This window comes from Rhodococcus sp. 008 (genome assembly GCF_001682295.1).
GTDB classification, from domain to species: Bacteria; Actinomycetota; Actinomycetes; order Mycobacteriales; family Mycobacteriaceae; genus Rhodococcus_F; species Rhodococcus_F qingshengii.
Genome location: NZ_CP012749.1, coordinates 4,436,230 through 4,452,350, shown reverse-complemented (window position 1 = coordinate 4,452,350; position 16,121 = coordinate 4,436,230). Strand labels below are relative to the sequence as shown.

The window sequence follows — 16,121 nt, the reverse complement described above, 5'->3', positions numbered from 1 at the left end:
GTCTCCGGACTCCTTAACCGCGCACAGCTATGTCGGGGGCATGTTGAGCGGTGTCACGACTTGAACCGGTGACGTCGTAAAGCCGAAGTGAGCGCCCATGGCGCCGTGTTCCTTCATGACCACCTGACAGGCAGTGCGAACATCCGCACGCAGATCGTGGTGGAGCACCGCTGATATTCGCCTCTCCCCCAGCAACTTTCGATTGTCACCGTCGAGATCGTGGGCGATGAAGACACTGCACTCCCGGTTCAGTTCGTCGAACGCGTCGACCGTGGCCAGGTTGCCACCACCGATCGAATACACGGCACGGATCTGCGGATCGGATTCGAGTGCCGCTCGCACCAGTTTCCTACTCGTCTGATCCAGACCGTCACTGTTCGGAATGTCGATCAACCGTCGATGCGGAGCTGAGACTCGCATGGCGGAGCGAAATCCCATCTCCCGTTCTTCCTCCCCGCGGAAGAACCCGCTGCTCATGATGACCAGCACGTTGCCTTCCCGATCCCCCAGCCACTGATCTATCAAGTACGCGGCGGTGGCCCCGGCGGCTCGGTTGTCGATGCCGATGTAGGCGGCTCGCCTGCTGCCGGCAACGTCGGTCACCAACGTGACGACCGGAATCCTTGCCGCCACCAACCGGTCGATCGCCGACACGACTTCCGGAGTGTCGGGAGCCTTGACGATGACTCCGTGGGAGCCGCGCCGGCGAATCTTGTCGAGCGTCGACGTCATCGCTTCTACCGAACCGGTTTCACGAAAGTGAAACCTGGAACGAACAACAGCGGGTGCAAGGGTGGGCAGTTCGGCCTCGAGCGCGTCACGGACGGCGTCGGAAAACCTTGCAGGAGTTTGCAACACGACGTCGACGACGAACGTGCGACCGACCAGTTTCAGTTGCGAGCGTTGACGTTCCAGGTCCGTGATCGCCTGGCGAACCTCCGATCGTGTGCCGTCGCGAACTCCAGGACGGTCGTTGAGCACCCGGTCGACGGTGGCCTCACTCAGGCCCGACTGCTGAGCGATCTCCCGTACTTTGAATCGATGCGCCACAACTACCTCACGATGATGGATATTTGATGGTTTTTTGCTGTTGCTCGAGGTCTTCGTCACAGCCAGACTAAACCCATGACTTCTACGCCGGGCGTAACCAGGCCCGCACTCCTGGCCGACACCGTCTTACTGGTCAGTGGCGGCTCGCAAGGCGTCGGCGCCGGAATCGTACGCGCCGCAGTCCGTGAGGGCGCTCAGGTGGCTTTCACCGGCCGACGCCCGGACGTCGGAAAGGCTCTCGAGACAGAACTTCCGGGAACTCACTTCATCGAAGCCGATGTGGCACAAACGGATTCCGCGCTCGACAGCGTGGCCGAGACGATCTCTCACTTCGGCCGCGTGGATGCTCTGGTCAATTCCGCCGGGCTCACTTCACGCGGAACGCTGCTCGACACCACCGAAGAACTCTTCGACCAGCACATCGCGGTGAACCTTCGCGGTCCGTTCTTCACGATGCAGGCAGCAGTCAAAGACATGCGCGAGCGTGCGGTCCCCGGGTCCATCGTCAACATCATCTCCACGTCCGAACTCGGCGGGCAGCCGTATCTCGCGCCGTACGTGGCAGCGAAGGCCGGGCTGGCGGGGCTGACCCGCAACGCCGCCCATGCGCATCGCTGGGATCGTATCCGGATCAACGGTCTCGACATCGGGTGGACACAGACCGAGGGTGAAGACCTCACGCAGAGAGCTTTTCACGACGCTGGTGACGACTGGCAGGAACGTGCGGGCAGCACCCTCCCCATGGGCAAGCTCGGACAGGTCGACGAAATCGCCGACTTCGTCGTCTTCCTGCTCTCCGATCGCAGCGGAGTCGTGACGGGTTCGATCATCGACTGGGACCAGAACGTCTTCGGAGGGCTGGACTGATGGGCGCTCGCATCGGAGTCGTCGGCCTCGGACGAATCGGCAGCTACCACGCCCGAAATCTACTGACGCTAAACGGCGTCGACGCACTGGTTGTCACCGATGTCGACGCACGTCGAACCTCGGACGTGGCAAGCGAACTCGACGTGGAGTCCGCTGCCGATCCCGACGCGCTTCTAGCGTCGGGCATCGACGGCGTTCTGATCGCCGCGTCGTCGAGTTCACATGCCGATTTGATCGAAGCCGCTGTCCGCCGAGACATCCCGACGTTCTGCGAAAAGCCGGTGGCAGACTCCATCGAATCCTCCGTTCGTGTACTCGCGACTGCCGAGCAGACGTCGGTGCCAGTCCAGATCGGATTTCAGCGCCGATTCGACCCGTCATTTGTGGCGGCGTACGACGCGGTTCGATCTGGAGAACTCGGTTGGATCCACACTCTCCGATCGACCACCCTCGACCCCGCTCCCCCGCCGATCTCGTACATCGAACACTCCGGCGGCATCTTCCGCGACTGCTCGATCCACGACTTCGACATCGTCCGGTGGATCAGCGGCCGCGAAGTCACCACTGTTTTTGCCACCGGCTCGAATCAGGGTGATCGCGGGATCGCCGATGCCGGTGACGTCGACACCGCCGCAACGGTTCTCACTTTCGAAGGCGGAACCATCGCGGTCGTGTCGAATACCCGCTACAACGGCCGCGGCTACGACTGCCGACTCGAGGTACTCGGCTCGGCGGACTCCGTCGTTGCCGGGCTGGACGACCGCTTGCCACTCCGCTCTCTCGACCCCGAAACATCGTTCCCCTCGAAGGAGCCGTACACGTTCTTCATGGACCGCTTCACGTCCGCCTACCGTGCGGAACTCGAAGCATTCCTCGGCGTTGTCGCCGGGCGTCGGGAATCACCGTGCACGCCCGCAGATGCGGTCGAGTCGGCCTGGATCTCCGAAGCTGCAACGCACTCTCTGCGCGAGGGTCGGCCCGTCACGATCACCGAAGTCAAAGATCTGTTCCTTCACGACAAGAATGAGGCACACACATGAGCACTCCTCGCATCGCCGGCGCACCGATCTCCTGGGGCGTGTGCGAAGTCCCGGGCTGGGGCTACCAGCTCGACCCTGCGCAAGTCCTCCGGGAAATGCGCGAAGTCGGTCTGGCGGCAACGGAAATCGGACCGGAGGGCTTTCTGCCGACTGCACCCGCCGAAATGGCCAAGGTGCTCGCGGATCACGATCTGAGCGCAGTCGGCGGGTTCGCACCGGTACTGCTGCATGATCGCGATCATGATCCGGTTCCCGGCATCTCCCCCATCCTCGATGGTTTCGTCGCCTCGGGTGCCGAAGTTTTGGTCCTGGCCGCCGCGACGGGTTCCGACGGCTACGATTCACGCCCGGAACTGGACGAGCAGAGTTGGAAAACCCTGCTGCACAATCTCGATCGCCTCACCGACGCCGCGGCCGAGCGCGGAATCAGGGCAGTTGTCCACCCTCACGTCGGAACGATGATCGAGCAGCGCGACGAGGTCCTGCGAGTGCTCGACGGCTCGGCCATCCCCCTGTGCCTGGACACCGGCCACCTGTTGATCGGCGGCACCGATCCGGTCGACCTGGCGCGTCAAGCTCCCGAGCGCATCACCCACGTGCATCTCAAGGACGTCGACGATGCCCTCGCATCACGCGTTCGCAGAGGTGAGCTCACCTACACCGACGGCGTGAAGGCGGGAATGTACCGTCCACTCGGTGGCGGCGACGTCGACATCGCCGGTGTCACAGCCATATTGCAGCGCCACGGTTTCGACGGGTGGTACGTGCTCGAGCAGGACACCATTCTGGCCGAAGCGCCGTCGGACGAGGGACCGGTGCGCGATGTGCGAGCGAGCGTCGAGTATCTGCGGTCGGTTCTGTGACACCTCCTACCCCGCTGCGGATAGGCATTCTGGGAGCCTCACGCATCGCCGAGAACGCGATGATCAAACCTGCAACGGCCACCGGGCACCGCCTGGTGGCCGTTGCCGCACGCGACCCCGAGCGGGCCAGAGCCTATGCGGCCCAGCATGGGATCGAACGGGTGGTCGGTTCGTACGCCGAGCTGATCTCGGATCCGGAGGTGGATGTCGTTTACAACGCGCTGCCCAACAGCCTGCACGGACCGTGGAATCTCGCCGCCGTTCAGGCCGGCAAGCACGTGCTGACGGAGAAACCGTTTTCGAGCAACGCGGTGGAAGCGCGTGCTGTAGCCGAGGCAGCACGCGTGAGCGGCGTGACGCTGCTCGAGGGGTTCCACTACCTCTTTCATCCGGTGAACCGGCGCCTGCTGGATCTGGTTCGAAGCGGCGCCGTCGGCGCGGTCACTCGGGTGGAAACCGTACTGCGGATGCCCACACCATCCGAGAACGACCCGCGGTGGGAGCTCGCCTTGGCAGGCGGGTCACTGATGGACCTGGGCTGCTACGGGTTACATGCTTCCCGGACGCTGAGTGACGTCTGTGGTGGTGCGCCAGTGGTGACCGAGACCCGCCACGAGGAATATGCTCCGAGGGTTGATTCGTGGTTCGACATCGAACTCGAATACCCCAGCGGCGCCACGGCATCCGTGGTGACCACGATGTTGGACGAGCGGTATCACTTCACCTTCCGAGTATTCGGCACTGAAGGAGACGTCCTGGTACACAACTTCCTGCAGCCGGACATCGACGACCGTGTCTCCGTCACGGCCGGTGGGCGCACGAGCGTCGAGCATCTGGGCACGAAGTCGTCGTACACCTATCAACTCGAAGCGTTCGCCGATCATCTGTCCGGGGTCTCGGCGCTGCCGATCGGGCCGGGCGACGCGGTAGCCAACATGACGATGATCGACGAGGCGTACATGCATTCCGGCCTCGGGGTTCGGCCGACGACCATCCTGTGACGAAACGACTACAGCCTCGGTTCGATTCGAACCGAGGCTGTAGTCGCGAGGTTTTGATCTAGCGGCGAAGCTCGTGGGTCAGCGTCTCGAGCTCGTCACCGCCCGCCATCTCCTTGGTCAGTTCTTCGAGTGAGATGTCGTCGTACTTGGCGTCGAGCTTCTGCCTGCCTCGGTTGAGGAGCACGAAGTGATCGCCGACCATGTACGCGTGGTGCGGATTGTGCGTGATGAAGATGACGCCGAATCCCTGTTCCTTGGCAGCGGTGATGTAGCGCAACACCATTCCCGACTGCTTGACGCCGAGCGCTGCTGTCGGCTCGTCGAGAATCAGCACGCGCGCGCCGAAGAAGATGGCGCGGGCGATGGCAACACACTGACGCTGACCGCCCGAGAGACTACCGATCGGTGCGTCGACGTCAGGTAGTTCGATGCCCATCTTCGACAGTTCCGAAAGAGTCGTCGCGCGCATGGCGTTGGCGTCGAGCGACTTGATCAGACCGCCCTTGCGCAGTTCCTGCCCGAGGAAGAAGTTGCGCCACACCGGCATCAACGCAACGACGGCGAGGTCCTGATAGACCGTCGCGATGCCTTTGCCGAGAGCTTCTTTCGGCGAGTGGAATGTTGTCGGTTCACCGTCGACGAGTAGTTCACCTTCGCTCTGTTGGTGCAGACCGGCGATGATCTTGATCAGCGTGGACTTGCCTGCGCCGTTGTCACCGAGCACGCCTGTTACTTCACCCGCACCGACGCGCAGGTTGATTCCCTTGAGCGCGATGATGTTTCCGTATTGCTTACCGACGTCCTTGAGCTCGATCAGTGGCACGTTGCCGCCCGAGTTCGAGAGAGCGGGAACTTCAGCTGTGGTACTCATGTGTCACCTTTTCGCAGCGTAGTTGCGGAATGCGTTGTTGGCGATGACCGCGAAGAGCAGCATGGCGCCGAGGAAGAACTTGAACCAGTCCGGGTTCCAGCCTGCGTAGACGATGCCCTGGTTGGTCATACCGAAGATGAATGCACCGATCGCAGCGCCGATCGCGGTTCCGTAACCACCGGTGAGCAGGCAACCGCCGATGACTGCGGCGATGATGTACAGGAACTCGTTACCGACACCCTGACCGGACTGAACGGTGTTGAACGAGAACAGCAGATGCATGCCCACGAACCAGGCAGCAAAGCCGACGGTCATGAACAAGCCGATCTTGACTGCGGTCACGGGCACACCGATCGCGCGGGCACTGTCCTGATTGCCGCCGACCGCGAAGATCCAGTTGCCGATCTTGGTCTTGAACAAAACAAATGTTGCAATCGCGGTGAACAGCAGCCACCACACGACCGTGATCTTGACGGACACCCCGAAGACCGAGAACGACGACGCGAATACCTTTTTGGCGGAATCGAATCCAGCCATGTCGGAGACGCTGGGTGTGGCCACCTGACCACTCACGAGCTTGGTGACGGCCAGGTTGATACCGGTCAACATCAGGAAAGAACTCAAGGTGATGAGAAAGCTGGGAATCTTCGTCTTCATGACGAGGTAGCCGTTGAAGAATCCGACGGCGAGCGAGACGACCAGCGCCAGAATCGCGCCCACCCACAGGTTGAGGTGCAGGTTGTAGGCGATCATCGACGCGGCGAGCGAGGACGTGGTGACTGCGACGCCGGCGGAGAGGTCGAACTCGCCGCCGATCATGAGCAGGGCGACCGCGCAAGCCATGATGCCGATCGTGGAGCTGGAGTAGAGCACTGTCGCAAGCGCTTCCGGCGTACGGAACGGTGCCGCGACGATACAGAAGAAGATGAAGATGGCGATGGCGCCGACAAGTGAACCCATCTCCGGGCGGAGCAGCAGACGCTGAATGCGCTTTTGCTCCTTCACCCGTTCATCGGTCACGACTTTATGGGCGGCAAGGTCGAGATCTGCCTGAGTGGACATGATTTCCCTTCCGTGCTGGACAGGCGCACGGAGGGCGGACTCTCAGCCCTCCGTGCGCCCGGATCAGCGAGTTCCGTTCTTGGCGTACTCGGCGACCGAGTCGATGTTGGTGTTGTCGATGAACGCGGGTCCGGTCAGGGTGGGCAAGCCACCACCGATCACGTTGCCGTTGTTGAGGTAAAGCCACAGCGAATCGATGGCGAGGTAGCCCTGCAGGAAGGGTTGCTGGTCCACTGCCCACTGCACGTCACCGGATTTGATGGCGTCGACGAGCGCCGCGTTGGTGTCGAAGGTGACGACCTTCGCCTTGCTGCCCGCATTGCCGACCGACGTCACGGACGTCAATGCGAACGGCGCACCGAGCGCGAGAACTCGATCGATTGCCGGGTCCTGTTGAAGTTTCGCGGTGATGGTCGACTCCACCGACGGCATGTCCTTGCCGTTGACGTTGAGAATCTCCGTCGTTCCCTTGAACGACTTCTTCACACCGGCACAACGTGATTCGAGGCTCACGTTGCCCTGCTCTTGAATGACGCACAGCACCTTGGTGGCTCCTTCGGTGTTGAGTCGCTCGCCCGCAGCTTCACCGGCAATCGACTCGTCCTGACCGAAGTACTCCTTGACGCCCATGTCCTTCCAGGTTTCGAGGCCCGAGTTGAGGGCGACCACCGGAATGCCCGCGGCGGTGGCACTTTGGACCGCGGCAACCATGGCGTCGGGCTTCGCGAGGGTAACGGCAATCCCGTCGACCTTGCTGTCGATCGCGCTCTGAACCAAGTTGGCCTGATTCGGTGCCTCGGGATCGGCGGAGTACCGAAGTTCGATGTTGTCCTTCGCCGCTGCGGTTTCGGCTCCCTTGCGCACCAGATCCCAGAACGTGTCACCGGGAACTTCGTGGGTGATCATCGCAATGGTGGCGCGGGGCGTGTCCGCCGTACCCGCGCCCATTCCGGATCCGGATGAATCCGGCTTACCGCCGGTGCTGGAACAGCCGGCCAGACCCAAGACCACGACTGAGGCTCCGGCCAGTACGGCAACGCTCTTGCGCCCCGTGAGAAACGACATGTGAACTCCCTCTCGACATCAACCAACGGCCCGCGAACGGATGGTGCTCGGTTGTATGTGAAAGATGTAATACCCGTCACAGTCGAATGTCAATAGTTTGTTCTGACATTAGGACTGCTTATCAAAGAACAGACAAACTGAAGGGAGTGGAAAGGCCAGGTCAACGCGCTGCAGGTCCAGTTGAACCTCGAACCACTAGTTGTGGTTGCGCGACTATGTCCTTGCCCAAGAGTCCACTTCCGGCGTCGAGACGTTCGGAGATTCGCTCCACCGCGGCGCCACCCAGAAACGCCGTGTCCTGCCCGACACTGGTCAGATCGATGTGCGCCAAACCTGCCAATGCACTGTTGTCGAATCCGATCACGGAGACGTCGCCGGGCACCGAGACTCCCGCACGCAAGAAGACGTCCAGGACTCCTAGCGCGCAACGATCATTGAAAGCGAAGACCGCACCGGGAATCCCTTGTTCGACCATCGACCGCGCGGCGTCCGCGCCGAACTCCTCCGTGAGGCCGCCGGGAAGTATCCGCGATTCCAGTCCGGCCGCCCGCATGGCCTTCCGGTAGCCCTGACGCCTCTCCTGGGCGCCCGGACCGCGTCCGCCGTCGACATGGACAATCGAGCGGTGCCCGAGTCCGACGAGATGATTCACGGCCATCACGGCGCCCGCCTCGTCGTCCGTGCGGACAACGTCCACCTGTGCTGAGGGCATCTTCCGGGCGAGCACGACGACGGGAACCTTGGCCGCCAGGTCGACGATCTCCGATTCCGGCGCCTGCGAACCCAACAGCAAGATCGCCTCGCATCGGTCGTCGAGCAGGGTGCGCACGGCGCGCGAGCCAGGCCTGCGGTCCGAGACGGCGCTGAGAACGACGTCGTAGCGCAAGCGTTCGGCTGCGTCGTAGATCTCGTCGAGCAGCTCCGCGTGAAAGGTTTGCGCGGCAACATAACTGACACCGATCAGGCGGCTGCGATGCTGGCGCAGCAGTCGCGCCGCGTTGTCGGGTCGATAGCCGAGTTCGTCCGCGGCCGCCTTGACCCGTACCCGCGTCGCATCGCTGGCACCCGGGACATCACGAATGACGATGGACACCAGTGCGCGTGACACACCGGCCAGGTCTGCTACGTCTTGCAAGGTGGGGCGTCGACTGTTCACCTCCACAGACTAGATCGTTCCAGCGAATACACGCCGAAACGTTGACGCACGAGGCAACCAGCGCTTTACTGACACGACTAGAACGATCTAGTTCCTCATCCTCACTCCGAACGGAGCCCCCATGTCTGCCTCTGTTGCAGTCGGTCTGATCGGCGCTGGATGGATCGGCCGTTTCCACGGCGAGTCCGTCGCGCTGCGTATCCCCGGCACCCGTCTCGTCGCCGTCGCCGATCCTGCGCCCGGCGCTGCGGCGTCGTTGATCGAACGTGTCAGTCCCGACGCCCGCGCGTACACCGACGCCCTTGAGCTGATTTCCGATCCGACCGTCGAAGCGGTGCTCATCAGTACGCCCGCATCAACTCACACCGATCTCGTGGTAGCAGCAGCGGAGGCCGGCAAGCATGTCTTCTGCGAAAAGCCGATGGCTTTGACACTCGAGGACGCCGATCGCGCAATCGGCGCATGCGCCGCGAACAATGTTGCGCTGCAGGTCGGTTTCAACCGGCGCTTCGCCGCCGACTTCGCCGCGGCACACGACGTGATCACCTCCGGTGGGATCGGGACACCGCAGCTACTTCGCTCTCTGACTCGCGATCCGGGAATCACCGCCGACGTCGCCTCTCGAGTCAAGCCGTGGACGATCTTCAACGAGACACTGATTCACGACTTCGACGCCCTGCTCTGGCTCAACCCGGGGGCACGCGTCGTCGAGGTGTTCGCGCAGGCCGATGCTCTCGTCCATCCGCAGTACAAGGAGCAGGGGTACCTCGATACGTCGATGGTTCAGTTGCGGTTCGACAACGGCGCCTTCGCGTCGGCCGAGGCCAACTTCCAGGCCACCTACGGTTACGACGTTCGCGGCGAGGTTTTCGGTTCCGGTGGAATGGTGAGTGCAGGCGAGGTCACGCGGACCGCGATGCGTCATTACAGCTCACCGGGCGTTCGGGCCGACACACCTCGGGTGAACATCGAACTGTTTCACGACGCCTATGTTGCCCAGCTAGCGCACTTCGCAGACTGCATCCGCTCCGGCAGCGCGCCGTCGGTCGACGGTCTCGATGCTCGCAACGCCCTGGAAATCGCACTGGCTGCAAAAGAATCCGTGGAAACCGGACTGCCCGTATCGCTGCTGTCGGTGCCGCAGTGAGCCCCTTCGATTTGGCAGTCTCTGCCGAGATGACGTTCACCGAACTCCCTGTCGTCGAACGCATTCGGCGGATCTCGGAGGCGGGGTTCGCAGCCGAGATCTGGAGTTGGCAAGACAAGGACCTCGATGCTCTGGTCGCCACCGGGGCTCGGTTCTCCTCGATGACCGGCTATCTTCACGGCGATTTGTTCGACGAAGCGGGCAGCGCCGAACTCGTACGTACAGCGGCGCTATGCCTCACGCCGGCAGCGAAACTCGGCGTTCCTCGGCTGAACTTCCATACCGGCGAGCTGATCGACGGACAGGCCGCGCGCCCGCAGTATCGAACTACGGGAGCGATGTGGCTGACGGCCCAACGCGCTCTCGAGAAGATCGCGCGACTGGGTGAAGACGCCGGAGTCGTCTTCTGCCTCGAGAATCTCAATACGATCGTCGATCACCCTGGCGTACCGATGGCCAGAGCCAAAGACACTCTGGCACTGGTGGAATCCGTCTCACACCCCAACCTCAAGATGATGCTCGACCTCTACCACGCACAGATCGGCGAAGGAAACCTCATCGAACTCGTGCGGCGTTGTGGTGACAACATCGGCGAGATTCAGGTGGCCGACGTACCCGGCCGATGCGAACCCGGAACCGGCGAGATCAACTACCCAGCCATCGCACGCGTTCTCGCCGAGCAGGGTTACACCGGCACGATCGGATTGGAGGGCTGGGCATCCGGAGACAGTGACACCGCACTCACTGCTTTCCGGAACGCCTTCACTCTCTAACTCTCACCCAGGAACGTGATCCCGTCGTAGCGCGCAGATCTTCCGTCACCGGTCGAGTCCACGGGGAGCGCTTCCTGAGGTCTTTTTGATGGATTTCAGGGGTAGTTTCGATGGCTTTTCCTTGGCAGTCTTTGAGTCACAGCACATCGTGAACTCCGCAGGAAGGCCCCCGAATGACTCCAGCACTGACCGACCACACCGTGCCGTTCGCGGGTAGATTGCACCGAGAAGATTGCAACATCGAAGACTTCGCCGCTCTGGTCGCACACGAGACAGACCCCGTCGATTACCCGTACGCCCATTCGGTGGCCGACGGCGTTCTTCTCTACCGCTCGGATGCTCTGGTCGACAAATTGTCGAATCCTGAAATCCGGGCCGAGATTCAGGACGAGATCGCCCGCGCGTTACTCACCGGTCCAGGCATCACGGTCTTCCAAGGCGCGTTCGACGCGGAGGTATTGGATCGCGCCAGTGCGGTCTTCCGCGAACTCATTGCGCGCCAACACGAATCCGGCGCGACGTCCGGGGATCACTTCGCCAAACCCGGAGCCAATGACCGGATCTGGGGAGCACAACTGAAGTTGGCGCTCGAAGATCCCAAGGCTTACGTCGACTACTACGCAAACAGCATTGTCGCTTTGGCTTCGGAAGCCTGGCTCGGCCCCATGTATCAGGTGACGTCGGACGTCAACGTCGTCAATCCCGGTGGCGCCGCACAGAATCCACATCGCGACTACCACCTCGGCTTCATGTCGAGCGACGTAGCTGCGAAGTTCCGGGCGCACGTTCATCGCTTGACCCCCGCCCTCACCTTGCAAGGTGCAGTCGCCCATGTGGACATGCCGGTCGAGACGGGCCCGACGAAATATCTGCCGTACTCCCAACAATTCGAATCCGGATACCTCGCGTTCGAGCGTCCCGAGTTCAAGGAGTTCTTCGAGGCCAATTACGTCCAATTACCTTTGGAGAAGGGAGATGCCGTCTTCTTCAACCCTGCACTGTTCCACGCCGCCGGCCACAACAAATCCGCCGACGTCCTGCGCATGGCAAATCTTCTTCAGGTGTCGTCAGCCTTCGGTCGCGCCCTCGGAACCATTGACCGGGACGCGCTCGTCAACGCGATCTATCCGGCACTGCTCGCCCTCAGCGAAGCAGGTTCCGACGAGTCCGTTCGCTGTGCCGTCGCCGCTTCCGCTGAGGGCTACGCCTTCCCGACCAATCTGGACCGAGACCAACCGATCGACGGCCTCGCGCCTCAGACGCAGGCCGAACTAGTGATGGAGGCGGTTCGCGAGCGGATCTCGCCTGACCATCTGGCCGAGTTGCTGAAGGCACAGTCCGAGAGACGAATGGCCTGAGGGACGACAGCGCTGACGAGACTCGGACCGCCCAATGCCGGTCAGTCGGTATGCTCGTGGCATGGGGTGGGACTTGTTAGTGCTGTTCGCCATGATCGGCCCGTTGGCGGTGTTCGGGTGGGCGGCTGTTCGGGCAAGGCGCCGCGGGCTTGGGGGGTCGTTCGTCGGGCCGTTTCAGGAGATGTTCGATCCCGGTGCGGCGCGAGCACAGACTGTCATCGAACAGATCGCGGAACTTCCGGATCCTGCGGACTCCGGCGACCCGGACAACGACGACGATGTGCCGTACACAGTCGCCTACGAGGGTGTTCGGCTCCACATCAACCCCGGTAAGGCTCGACAGCGCGGAGGCGACGGGACCACCAAGCGAGCTCAGTGAAAGTCGGACCGGATACAACGCGAGGGAGAACTGGTTCAGTCAGGGCCGGCGAAGTTGATAGGTGACACCGTTCTCCAACTCATCTGAGCTGAAGGACTCCGGAGAGAAGTGGCCCAAGCTCACCTCATAGTTTCTCTGGTTTGCGGGGACGGCATCAAAATGTGCGGTGTAGGAGCAGGTGCTCATTCCGTCGGGAAGTTGATCGATTGCCTCGACCTCGAGTGCCGACCTTGTGGATGCAGCGCCGCTGCCCCCGAAAATCTGAATCTGGTCGTTCGGAGCAACACGAATCATGTCGATCACGCACTCTCCAGAGACCGTCTCGGCCTGCTCTGCCTGACCGGTCACCGTTATCGTGGCGGCAAAGGTTTTCGGCACATCGACATTGGTCGTGCAGCTTGTCAGCATCAGCGCTCCCACAGAGCCCGCTGCCGCAGCCGCAACCTGTGCTGACCTTCGCCTCATAGTCGTCAACGGTAGTGCGTCCGAGTCGCCACGGTGCTCGGTTGCCGAATCCGAAGAGTCACACGGGGCCCGTCGCCGGCCGGCCGAACCACGTGGACAGCTGAGTATCCAACTCCGCCTGCGAATCCCCGACCCATGCCACATGACCGTCCGGCCGAAGCAGGACAGCCGGAGCGTCCAATTCAGTGCTTGTGTCAACGATGTGGTCGGCGCGATCGCTCCAACCATCGACGGACAGTTGGCCACCCTGGTCGAGAAGAAGTCCGCGGCCGGATCGCATCAGGTCGTACAGGTTGCCGCGCGTCAACGCGATGTTCCGCAGCCGCCGACCGAGTAGGTCGTCGCCTTCGCCGAAATCGTAGCGAATCGAGATCGCAGTGATCTTCTCGGTCAGATAGCGCTTGACGTCTTCGAATTCCATCAGCTCGGAGATCAAGCGCCGCACGGCTTGTGGACCGGCAGCGGTGGAGATCAGCTCCGCCTGCGCGCGCGTGTTGTCGAGAACGTCGGCAGCCACCGGACGCCGTTCCGATTCGTACGTGTCGAGCAGGACGTCCGGTGCCCAGCCGTTGATCTCGGCGGCGAGCTTCCAGCCGAGGTTGAAGGCATCTTGCACACCGAGATTGAGACCTTGACCGCCCATCGGTGGGTGGATGTGTGCGGCATCGCCGGCGAGGAACACCCGGTCGCGCCGGTAGTGCTCCGCTAGACGGGTGGCGTCGCCGAAGCGCGAGAGCCACCGCGGCGAGTGCACACCGAAGTCGGTACCCGCAATGGCCAGTAGCTGTTGTTTGATGTCGTCGAGGGTGGTCGGTGTTGCGCGACCGTCGGCAACTTCGGCCGCAGGGACCACGACACGAAAGCGCCGTTACCGGCGGGACCGACTCCGAATCGTTTGTGCGTTTCCCGGATTTCGGCGACAACGGCGGCCAGTTCATCAGCCGGCATGGTCACGTCCATTTCGCCGATCAACGTGTCGGCGCTCGACGGCTCGCCGGGAAACCCGACGTCGATCAGCTTCCGAACAGTGCTGCGGCCGCCGTCGCAGCCCACGAGATAACGCGCGTGAAGTGTTGTGCCGTCGGATAATTCCGCTGTGACGCTATCGGTATCTTGACGGATCGCGACGACGCGCTTCCCTCGCTGAATGTCCGCACCGACTTCGGTGGCATGTTCGGCAAGAATCCTGTCGATCTCGGGCTGAGGAATGCCCAGTACGTACCCGTGCGCAGTATCGAGGTGCGCCGGTGCCGGTTTGCTGATCCCCGCGAAGAATCCACCGAGCGAATACTTGCGGCCGTGCGCGAGGAACTTGTCCAGCAACCCGCGCTGCTCCATGATTTCGATGCTGCGCACATGGATGCCGAGGGCACGGACGAACTGAGTCGGCTCCTCGTCCTTGTCCACGACGACGACATCGACGCCCTGCAGCCGGAGCTCACCTGCCAGCATCAATCCAGTTGGTCCAGCACCGACAATGATGACGTCACTCATGCGATCCCCTCCTTCGGGCAAGGCTTTTGCTTGCTCGCAGCAGACGAGTGTGCACCATCACCGGGGCCTTGCCGCAAGCCCCGGGTCCCGCGTTATGATGAAGGTGGCGGAAGACGCTTCATCAGCGCACCAACACCACAGCACCCGTATCGCGTGGGAGCCGCCAACTCTCGATCACCGTCGGCACCAGCATGGCCCCGAGAACACCCAGCGTCAGAGAAAACGGCACTCCGCCGCTCAGATCCTCCGACTCCGCCAACGGTGTACAGAGCGTGATCACCAAAGCGGACAGTGCAATACCCAGACCGGACGCCAACTCTTGCAGCGTTGCATGCAGAGTATTGGCATCGGTCAGCTCACCCGAGTCGACGTCGGCGAACGCCAAGCTGTTGTACGCGGTGAACCCGATGGATCGCAACGCGCCACTGACAAACAGTGCGACAGCGATTACGACGTCCGGTGTCGTCGACGAGATCAGTACCAGCGCACCGAAGCACACCACCGACAGAACTCCGTTTCCCACCAGAACTAGTCTGATCCCGAACCTGCGCATGAGCGGAGTGGTGAGCGGTTTGATCGCGATATTCCCCGCGAACAGAGCCATCACCAGCAGACCGGCCTTGAACGCCGACATTTCGAATCCCACTTGGAACAACAACGGCAGCACAAACGGCACGCCCATGATCACGAGCCGGTACAGCGAGCCGCTCGACGCGACGAGCCGAAACGATCGAAGTCGGAGGACGCCGAGCGCGATGAGCGGATGATCCGACCGGACGAGGTGAATGACGGCCAAGCTCAACAAGATCAGAGCCGCAACGATCCCGAGGCCCACTCGTAGCCAGTCGGTTCCGGCACTGTGCACGCTGTCGAGCGCCACGACAAGCACTGCGACGCTTGCTCCGATCACCACCAATCCCAGCCAGTCGAGGCTCCGTTTCTGCGCCTCCCGAATGTCGGGCACCATGCGCAATGCCAGCAGAAACCCGACGATCCCGATCGGAACGTTGATCAGAAAGATCCAGCGCCACGAAGCGATCGACACGATGGCTCCACCCACAGCGGGCGCAAGAACCGGCGCTGTGAGCGCCGGCCACGTCAAGTAGGCGATAGCCCGTACGAGTTCCGCCTTCGACGTCACCCGCAATACTGCGAGCCGCCCTACCGGCACCATCATGGCGCCGCCTACCCCTTGTAAAGCACGCATTCCCACCAGCATCGGGAGGGAGGTGCTCAGTGCACATCCCACCGATGCCACCGCGAAAACAGCTATGGCAGAGATGAAGACACGTCGCGTTCCGAACCTGTCGGCCATCCATCCGCTCGCCGGGATCAGGACGGCCAACACCAGGAGGTACGAAGAAACGGCGACATTGACGTCGACGGCATCAACTCCGAAAGATTGGGCGATCGACGGCAGTGCCGTTGCGAGAATCGTCGCGTCCAGCATCTCCATGAACAGCGCTGCTGCCACGAGCAGCGCCAGTCCGCGGGGAAATGTCACTGCACCAGAGCCTTTCGGAGGAGCTG

The 16,121-nt window shown here is 62.2% G+C and carries 15 protein-coding genes and 1 pseudogene; 8 read left to right on the top strand and 8 right to left on the bottom strand.

Going from position 1 to position 16,121, the window contains the following annotated elements; translation table 11 throughout:
* Positions 1–27: 27 nt before the first annotated feature.
* Positions 28–1,050: a LacI family DNA-binding transcriptional regulator gene (locus tag AOT96_RS20645; protein ID WP_065352206.1), complete on the bottom strand. Its 1,023-nt coding sequence runs from the start codon at positions 1,048–1,050 to the stop codon at positions 28–30.
* Between the two features lie 75 nt (positions 1,051–1,125).
* Between AOT96_RS20645 and AOT96_RS20640 the strand changes: the two genes are divergently transcribed.
* The 4 genes from AOT96_RS20640 to AOT96_RS20625 are packed head-to-tail and all read left to right on the top strand — an operon-like array spanning position 1,126 to position 4,821.
* Positions 1,126–1,917 (top strand): SDR family oxidoreductase, encoded by a 792-nt coding sequence (locus AOT96_RS20640; protein WP_003940964.1) that lies wholly within the window; start codon positions 1,126–1,128, stop codon positions 1,915–1,917.
* A complete protein-coding gene (locus AOT96_RS20635; protein ID WP_030535066.1) occupies positions 1,917–2,957 on the top strand; it encodes a Gfo/Idh/MocA family protein in 1,041 nt (346 codons plus the stop codon). Before AOT96_RS20640 ends, AOT96_RS20635 begins: the two co-directional genes overlap by 1 nt.
* On the top strand, positions 2,954–3,820 hold the full coding sequence (locus AOT96_RS20630) for a TIM barrel protein (protein WP_007727332.1): 867 nt from the start codon (positions 2,954–2,956) through the stop codon (positions 3,818–3,820). Before AOT96_RS20635 ends, AOT96_RS20630 begins: the two co-directional genes overlap by 4 nt.
* A gap of 59 nt (positions 3,821–3,879) precedes the next feature.
* The gene (locus AOT96_RS20625) at positions 3,880–4,821 is read left to right on the top strand and encodes a Gfo/Idh/MocA family protein (RefSeq protein WP_007727334.1); all 942 of its coding nucleotides are present in this window, start codon (positions 3,880–3,882) and stop codon (positions 4,819–4,821) included.
* A 58-nt stretch (positions 4,822–4,879) separates the two neighbouring features.
* On the opposite strand, the gene AOT96_RS20620 is transcribed toward AOT96_RS20625, so the two are convergent.
* From AOT96_RS20620 to AOT96_RS20605, 4 genes are all read right to left on the bottom strand, one after another.
* Complete coding sequence (locus AOT96_RS20620; RefSeq protein WP_007727336.1) at positions 4,880–5,692, bottom strand: ATP-binding cassette domain-containing protein; 813 nt, start codon at positions 5,690–5,692, stop codon at positions 4,880–4,882.
* A gap of 3 nt (positions 5,693–5,695) precedes the next feature.
* The gene (locus AOT96_RS20615; RefSeq protein ID WP_003940759.1) at positions 5,696–6,754 is read right to left on the bottom strand and encodes an ABC transporter permease; all 1,059 of its coding nucleotides are present in this window, start codon (positions 6,752–6,754) and stop codon (positions 5,696–5,698) included.
* Positions 6,755–6,817: 63 nt separating this feature from the next.
* Entirely contained in the window at positions 6,818–7,819 is a 1,002-nt protein-coding gene (locus tag AOT96_RS20610; RefSeq protein WP_042449647.1) for a substrate-binding domain-containing protein, read from the bottom strand.
* Between the two features lie 160 nt (positions 7,820–7,979).
* Positions 7,980–8,981: a LacI family DNA-binding transcriptional regulator gene (locus AOT96_RS20605; RefSeq protein WP_042449649.1), complete on the bottom strand. Its 1,002-nt coding sequence runs from the start codon at positions 8,979–8,981 to the stop codon at positions 7,980–7,982.
* 115 nt (positions 8,982–9,096) lie between these two features.
* Here AOT96_RS20605 and AOT96_RS20600 point away from each other — a divergent pair, with 115 nt between their 5' ends.
* From AOT96_RS20600 to AOT96_RS20585, 4 genes are all read left to right on the top strand, one after another.
* A complete protein-coding gene (locus AOT96_RS20600) occupies positions 9,097–10,122 on the top strand; it encodes a Gfo/Idh/MocA family oxidoreductase (RefSeq protein WP_065352205.1) in 1,026 nt (341 codons plus the stop codon).
* A complete protein-coding gene (locus AOT96_RS20595) occupies positions 10,119–10,895 on the top strand; it encodes a TIM barrel protein (RefSeq protein WP_080726629.1) in 777 nt (258 codons plus the stop codon). The genes AOT96_RS20600 and AOT96_RS20595 overlap by 4 nt, the downstream gene beginning before the upstream one ends.
* Positions 10,896–11,068: 173 nt before the next feature.
* The gene (locus AOT96_RS20590; protein WP_042449653.1) at positions 11,069–12,253 is read left to right on the top strand and encodes a phytanoyl-CoA dioxygenase family protein; all 1,185 of its coding nucleotides are present in this window, start codon (positions 11,069–11,071) and stop codon (positions 12,251–12,253) included.
* 61 nt (positions 12,254–12,314) lie between these two features.
* Positions 12,315–12,632, top strand: coding sequence for a hypothetical protein (locus AOT96_RS20585; protein WP_037125592.1), 318 nt, complete (start codon positions 12,315–12,317; stop codon positions 12,630–12,632).
* A gap of 39 nt (positions 12,633–12,671) precedes the next feature.
* Here the strand turns inward: AOT96_RS20585 and AOT96_RS20580 are convergent, their stop codons facing one another.
* The 3 genes and pseudogenes from AOT96_RS20580 to AOT96_RS20570 form a co-directional block, all read right to left on the bottom strand.
* Entirely contained in the window at positions 12,672–13,097 is a 426-nt protein-coding gene (locus AOT96_RS20580; RefSeq protein ID WP_100245418.1) for a hypothetical protein, read from the bottom strand.
* 58 nt (positions 13,098–13,155) lie between these two features.
* Positions 13,156–14,591: pseudogene (iri, locus tag AOT96_RS20575) on the bottom strand (rifampin monooxygenase Iri).
* A gap of 121 nt (positions 14,592–14,712) precedes the next feature.
* Entirely contained in the window at positions 14,713–16,095 is a 1,383-nt protein-coding gene (locus AOT96_RS20570) for an MFS transporter (RefSeq protein WP_080726630.1), read from the bottom strand.
* Positions 16,096–16,121: the final 26 nt, after the last annotated feature.

Bases quoted from the DNA above. Each gene is read 5' to 3' on its own strand.
- AOT96_RS20590 (WP_042449653.1), top strand. From the start codon at position 11,069: ATGACTCCAGCACTGACCGACCACACCGTGCCGTTCGCGGGTAGATTG.
- AOT96_RS20625 (WP_007727334.1), top strand. From the start codon at position 3,880: ATGATCAAACCTGCAACGGCCACCGGGCACCGCCTGGTGGCCGTTGCC.
- AOT96_RS20630 (WP_007727332.1), top strand. From the start codon at position 2,954: ATGAGCACTCCTCGCATCGCCGGCGCACCGATCTCCTGGGGCGTGTGC.
- AOT96_RS20640 (WP_003940964.1), top strand. From the start codon at position 1,126: ATGACTTCTACGCCGGGCGTAACCAGGCCCGCACTCCTGGCCGACACC.
- AOT96_RS20610 (WP_042449647.1), bottom strand. From the start codon at position 7,819: ATGTCGTTTCTCACGGGGCGCAAGAGCGTTGCCGTACTGGCCGGAGCC.
- AOT96_RS20585 (WP_037125592.1), top strand. From the start codon at position 12,315: ATGGGGTGGGACTTGTTAGTGCTGTTCGCCATGATCGGCCCGTTGGCG.
- AOT96_RS20615 (WP_003940759.1), bottom strand. From the start codon at position 6,754: ATGTCCACTCAGGCAGATCTCGACCTTGCCGCCCATAAAGTCGTGACC.
- AOT96_RS20580 (WP_100245418.1), bottom strand. From the start codon at position 13,097: ATGAGGCGAAGGTCAGCACAGGTTGCGGCTGCGGCAGCGGGCTCTGTG.
- AOT96_RS20635 (WP_030535066.1), top strand. From the start codon at position 1,917: ATGGGCGCTCGCATCGGAGTCGTCGGCCTCGGACGAATCGGCAGCTAC.
- AOT96_RS20600 (WP_065352205.1), top strand. From the start codon at position 9,097: ATGTCTGCCTCTGTTGCAGTCGGTCTGATCGGCGCTGGATGGATCGGC.
- AOT96_RS20620 (WP_007727336.1), bottom strand. From the start codon at position 5,692: ATGAGTACCACAGCTGAAGTTCCCGCTCTCTCGAACTCGGGCGGCAAC.